Source organism: Sphingomonas echinoides ATCC 14820, assembly GCF_000241465.1.
Classification (GTDB): Bacteria; Pseudomonadota; Alphaproteobacteria; order Sphingomonadales; family Sphingomonadaceae; genus Sphingomonas; species Sphingomonas echinoides.
The window spans coordinates 1-2632 of the sequence record NZ_JH584239.1 but is presented as its reverse complement, the minus strand read 5'-3'; the positions used below and the strand labels follow the sequence as shown (position 1 = coordinate 2632).

The window sequence follows — 2632 nt, the reverse complement described above, 5'->3', positions numbered from 1 at the left end:
TGCACAGCGACATCGCAGTTGAAGGGTCAGCGACATCGTAGATGACGTGTGGGGGGAAGCGGAGGCCGGGCGTAGCCCGGACGTAGCTTCCCCCCACACGGGCGCGGGTTTCCCCGTGCCGTTGGCGGCGACAGCGGTCAGGATGGTCCGATCTTCAACGCCAAGAAGAGGATCGGATGCCTGGCCGTCCCATCACCGACCAACAGCAGAGGTACTACATGTCCCTTCGTCAAAAACACCCGCAAAAAGCGGCCGCCGCCATGGCGGGCTTTTCCACCAGCACGGGCTACCGGACAGAGAAAGATCCCCGGTCGCCATCGGAGCGTCGCCGGGAGCGACGTCATGGCGGCGGCAGGCCAGATCCGCTCGCCGAACTGTGGGATAAAGAAATCGTGCCTTTGCTCGAGAGCACGCCGGGCCTGAAGCCCATCTCTATTCTTGGGGAGCTGGAGCAACGCCACCCCGGTCTCGATCTAACACCAGCCCGCAGGACCCTGGAACGCCGGATACGGCTATGGAAGGCCGAGTATGGACCAGAGCGTGAGGTCATCTTCCGGCAGGACCATCCGCCAGGCCGACAGGGCATGTCGGATTTCTTTGACGCCCGCGATCTGAAGGTCACCATCTCCGGCAATCCGAGCCCGCACCTGATCTATCACTTCGCGCTGGTCTATTCCGGGTGGGAGCATGCCGAGGTCGTGCTGGGAGGAGAAAGCTTCACGGCGCTGGCCTGCGGCCTTCAGAATGCGCTGTGGCAGCTTGGCGGCGTGCCGCACGAGCATCGCACCGATAGCCTCTCCGCGGCGTTCGCCAACCTGGAGCAAGATGCCCAGGAAGATCTGCGGACCCGCTATGCCGCCCTGTGCGCCGATTACCAGATGGAGCCCACCCGCAACAATCGCGGGGTCGCCCATGAGAATGGGTCCATAGAAAGCCGTCATGGTCACCTTAAGGATCGGCTCGATCAGGCACTCCAGTTGCGCGGGACACGTGACTTCGCCTCCATCGAGGACTGGCGCACGTTCCTCGCCCAGATCGTGGGCCGCCACAATGCCCGGCGGCGCGATGCCTTGCGCATCGAAGCTGAGCACCTGCGCCCGTTACCTTCACGCCGCAGCTGCGATTATGATGAAGCTACGGTGCTCGTCACCTCATCGGGCGGCTTCGTGCTGCGCAAGGTCTTCTACACCGTGCCTTCCCGGCTCATCGGCCATAGCCTGCGAGCCAGGATCTTCGATGACCGGATCGACCTTTATCTGGCCGGGCAGCCCATCGAGACCCTGCCACGCGGGAGGGCGCCCGATCGCGGACGGGGCGGTCATGACCACGTAGTCAATTATCGGCACGTGATCCACAGCCTGCGTACCAAGCCCCACGCGCTGGCAAACCTTGTCTATCGCGACAAGCTCTTCCCTCGCAGCGAATATCGCCGCTGCTGGGATGCTCTGGAGGGTGCGCTTCCCAAAGCCGCCGCATGCCGCAGCATGGTGGGGCTGCTGTGGCTTGCGCATGACCAGGCCTGCGAGGCTGAGCTCGCCGCGACCCTGACCGGCATACTCGATGGCCAGGGTTTACCCGATCTGAGGGATCTGCAGGAGCGCTTCCAACGCCCCGGCAAAGAGCCGGCCGATGTGGTCGTCGATATTCCCCAGCCTGACACATACGACGATCTGCTCACCGCCAGGGAGATGGCCGCATGAGCATCACTGTCGACACCGCCCAGCTGCCCATGTTGCTTGGCACGCTGCGTCTGCCCACCATTGCCCGTCTCTGGCCGGACTTCTGTTCACGAGCGGACAAGGAGGGGTGGCCGGCTTCGCGCCTGCTGGCAGCCTTGGCCGAACTGGAACTCGCCGAACGCGAACAACGCCGGATCCAGCGCCATCTTACAGAAGCACGGCTGCCTCCCGGCAAGACCCTGGATGCCTTCGACTTCAGCCTCGTTCCCACCTTGAGCAAGGCCCAGGTCATGGCTCTGACCCAAGGAGATGCCTGGCTCAAGGCGGGCCACAATCTTCTGGCATTTGGTCCGCCCGGTGCCGGCAAGAGCCACGCCGCAGCCGCCATCGGCAACGAGCTCGTCGCGCGCGGATACCGGGTCTTCTTCACCCGAACCACCGATCTCGTCCAGCGTTTGCAGGCCGCACGTCAGTCCCTGACCTTGACCCAGGAGATCGCCAGGCTCGACCGCTTCGACCTGCTCATCCTCGATGACCTGTCCTACGTCCGCAAGGACCAGGCAGAGACCAGCGTCCTGTTCGAACTCATCTCTGCCAGATACGAAAGGCGCTCCATCATGATCACCGCCAACCAACCATTCAGCGGTTGGGATTCCATTTTTTTGGATAAGGCAATGACTGTCGCTGCCATCGACAGGCTCGTTCACCACGCCACTATCCTGGAAATGAACGTCGAGAGCTATCGCAGGCGATCCGCCCTGGCCTCAGCGACATCGCTCCGCGACAGTGCTCCTGATCCAGCGACATCGCCCAGCGACATCGAAACCATGCCAGCGACATCGCTGCGCGACAACGCCTCTTGATCCAGGCCAACCTCGTGTGACACTATCCCCAACGTCACCGCTGACACATCACCATCAATGTCGCTGACCAGTCACCGACGATGTCGCGCT

Annotated in this window: 2 protein-coding genes; both read left to right on the top strand. The window is 62.9% G+C overall.

Going from position 1 to position 2632, the window contains the following annotated elements:
* Nucleotides 1-176: 176 nt before the first annotated feature.
* Nucleotides 177-1700 carry an IS21 family transposase gene (gene istA, locus ON00_RS19715; RefSeq protein WP_081628012.1) on the top strand — a complete coding sequence of 508 codons (1524 nt, stop codon included), beginning with the start codon at nt 177-179 and terminating at the stop codon, nt 1698-1700.
* Nucleotides 1697-2542 carry an IS21-like element helper ATPase IstB gene (gene istB / locus ON00_RS19710; protein ID WP_006949666.1) on the top strand — a complete coding sequence of 282 codons (846 nt, stop codon included), beginning with the start codon at nt 1697-1699 and terminating at the stop codon, nt 2540-2542. The genes istA and istB overlap by 4 nt, the downstream gene beginning before the upstream one ends.
* Nucleotides 2543-2632 lie beyond the last annotated feature (90 nt).

Bases quoted from the DNA above. Each gene is read 5' to 3' on its own strand.
- istB (WP_006949666.1), top strand. From the start codon at position 1,697: ATGAGCATCACTGTCGACACCGCCCAGCTGCCCATGTTGCTTGGCACG.
- istA (WP_081628012.1), top strand. From the start codon at position 177: ATGCCTGGCCGTCCCATCACCGACCAACAGCAGAGGTACTACATGTCC.